Origin of the sequence: Sphingomonas sp. (assembly GCF_031380695.1) — a bacterium.
Lineage (GTDB): Bacteria > Pseudomonadota > Alphaproteobacteria > Sphingomonadales > Sphingomonadaceae > Sphingomicrobium.
This window is the reverse complement of record NZ_JANMWY010000188.1, coordinates 1-2,750: the sequence shown is the minus strand read 5'-3', so window position 1 is coordinate 2,750 and position 2,750 is coordinate 1. Positions and strand designations below refer to the sequence as shown.

Here is a 2,750-nt window from a genome sequence, read left to right as displayed (position 1 = left end):
CCCAGCGCAATCAGCGCCGTGCGGCATGTAAGCGTCCTCATGGGTCTCTCCTGAATTTCCTTGTTCGGGTGAGGTTTAACGTCGGGGCGGGGGCATCGTCCAGTCGGGTAGCGGACGGCAACCCGGAACTGGTGCGTCACTCGCGCGCTGGATCGAAACCTTTTTCATGCGGAGATATTGATGACCACGAAAGCCGAACTTTACCGCATGGTCCTGCCCGGCCACGAATGCCCTCATGGCGTTCGCGCCAAGCAGATGCTCGAAGACGCCGGGGTCGAGCATGATGAGCATATCCTGAGCAGCCGCGAACAAGTCGATGCGTTCAAGATGAAGCACCAGGTCGCGACCACCCCGCAATTCTTCATCGACGCCAAGCGCATTGGCGGAAGCGAGGATGTCGCGGAGTATCTGGCCGACCAGGACGCCTGACGCCTTGGCGCTATCGGTGCCGCAGGCGCGGGCATATCGGTTCTGGATTGATGCGGCAGAAATCGGGCAACGGCCCCGATCGCCAATAGGCCAACAATCCAACCCGCTCCGCTAACGCCAGATAGCGCGGGTCGCGGCGCAGTGGCGCGGAGGCTGGCGAGGTGACAAATTCAAGCGGCGCGGTCCCGTCTGGCTCATCTAGCCATATTTGCTCGGTCTCGGCATCGTTGCGTCCTACGCGCCGTGGATAAAGCTTGTCGGCGATCGCGTAGGCCCCGTCCAGGTCGCCGAGCGTCGCCAACGCGAGCATGCAGCGGGTGTTGACGAGCAACGCATCGGTGCCTTGGCAGGCCTGCTTCGCGGCGACCGCCGATCGCGACTTGAGCGCGGCGAGCAACGCCGTGCTGTCGCGATAGCCGGGCGGCAGTTCTTTTGGTCCGATTTCCAGCTCGAGTTGGCGGATACCAGCAAAATCGGCGCGGTCCAGGAGCCCGAAGGAGCGATTCCTAAAGTACATGCCCTGGAATTCGGGCCACCAGCCGATGCTCTTCTGATACAATTGTCGGGCCGCGTCGCGGTCGCCGTCATATTCGATCGACTTCAGTTGCCAACCGATCTTCGACGGGACGAAGGGATCGTGCGCATGAGCCAAACGCGCGAGATCGCCCGACTCCTCGAAGCGGCCGACGTTGCGGAGGAGGTGGCTGAGAAAGGTGTTGAGAAAGGGCGCGTCGGGATCGACTCGGCGACCATCGCGAAGCTTCCGTTCGCATTCGGCTAACATCGTTTCGCTGTGGAGCAGGCACCAGGTGGCGTAGCGGTCGCCGAACCTGGGCAGCAGTTTCGCCGCGCGATCGGCGGCCCGCCGCGCGACCGCAACCGCCTCTGCTCGTTCGCTCCGCGGAAGTTGGTCGAGCACGAACGCCGTATCAAAGGCCACGCCGAGTTGGGCGGCGCCAATTTCGGGCGCCTTTTCGGCCACGCTCCTCTCTGCCTGATAGCCCTGAAGAGGGTCGCCGCCGAAGTCGCTTGCCTTGAGCAGGTCTGCCATTAGGGCCGGCTCGATCGGATGCCGGCGATCGAGGATCAGCAGCGGCGACCCCCAGGTCAGGTTCCCCGCCATTTGCGCGCCAATCCGCTCGGGCAGGGATTCGGCATCGGGGCTACCCGCTTCAAACTGGTGCGAGAAGACCGTCGTGCCCGTCGCCGCCTCGTCGAGCCTTATCGTCGCGACGATCTTGCCGCCGCTTCTGGCGAAGTTGCCGCCGATCAGGAAATCGACTCCGGCGTGTCCCGCCTGCGGCACGGCGCTGACGATGCTTACCGGCACCCCGCTCTGGGAAAAGGCGTGCGCGATCGAATCGCGGCTTTGGATCGCGATCTGGGCCAGGGCCGGATCCGACGAGGCGGCAACGAACGGCACCAGCGCGATGGTCGGCTTGAGTGGCGCCGAACCCGGCGCATCGCTGTTCGTGAACAGCCAGGCGCCGACCGCGCCAGCGAGGACGACGGCCAGCACAGCCGCCGCTGTCAGCCACCGCCGCGACACCGCGAAGGCGCGCTTCGCGGGTGGCGCATCACTCGGCGGGGCGGCGGCGGGCGCGATGCGCTTTCGGGCCAGCCGCTTATCCACCGAATGAACCAGTTCGGCCAACCTCGGGTCTCGCTTGCCACCCTTCCAGCCAGACAGGTCGAGGGTATGGAACTGGCGGAAACCGATCGGCGGCAGCGACCCGTCGAGCGATACCGGGAGCAGTCGGCCGGAATCGCCGCCGGCTGCGGCCTCGTCACGGACCCAGCGCGATTTGACCGAGGCTTTCGACCAGGCAACGATGACAATCTCTGCGGCGTCGAGCTCGGTTTCGATCTCGGACGAGAATTCCTCACCGCCTTCGAGATGGCGGTCCCACCATACGGCGTGGTGATGCTCGTCCAAAAGACGCGCCAGGCGCTCTGCGCTGTCGCGGTCTTCGTGCGCATAACTGACGAAAATGCGCCCCATGTTGTCTCCCGTCGGAAAGCTGCGCCGCGGCCCCAATCGAGTCAATGCAACGGCCGATGGCGTGGGCGAAAGCGAACCGTCCCTCTCCGGGCTCGACTTGCTCGACATGGCATTCTCGCCTATAGGCGCGCCCGTCTGGCGGAGTGGGTTCCGCGGGCGGCGTCGTTCCTTTGCTGTGTGCCAAGGCTCGGCCGCCTGTTGACCCGCTGTTGCCGGATGCCGCGTCGGCATGGGGTCGGGGCGGCGGCAAGGGTTTCACAAAAGTCCGCTCGACGGAAGCCGACCATGTTGGTCCGGCCAGCGGCCGAAACGCTTAATG

2 protein-coding genes are annotated in these 2,750 nt (G+C 64.9%); one reads left to right on the top strand and one right to left on the bottom strand.

All coding sequences use genetic code 11. From position 1 onward, the window contains the following. Positions 1 to 180 precede the first annotated feature (180 nt). On the top strand, positions 181 to 429 hold the full coding sequence (locus RMN84_RS06955) for a glutaredoxin domain-containing protein (protein WP_309611457.1): 249 nt from the start codon (positions 181 to 183) through the stop codon (positions 427 to 429). 10 nt (positions 430 to 439) lie between these two features. Here the strand turns inward: RMN84_RS06955 and RMN84_RS06950 are convergent, their stop codons facing one another. Next, positions 440 to 2,431: a TIR domain-containing protein gene (locus tag RMN84_RS06950; RefSeq protein WP_309611456.1), complete on the bottom strand. Its 1,992-nt coding sequence runs from the start codon at positions 2,429 to 2,431 to the stop codon at positions 440 to 442. Positions 2,432 to 2,750 lie beyond the last annotated feature (319 nt).

What these genes read in the sequence shown, in the direction of transcription:
- RMN84_RS06955 (WP_309611457.1), top strand. Translation starts at nt 181, where the DNA reads ATGACCACGAAAGCCGAACTTTACCGCATGGTCCTGCCCGGCCACGAA.
- RMN84_RS06950 (WP_309611456.1), bottom strand. Translation starts at nt 2,431, where the DNA reads ATGGGGCGCATTTTCGTCAGTTATGCGCACGAAGACCGCGACAGCGCA.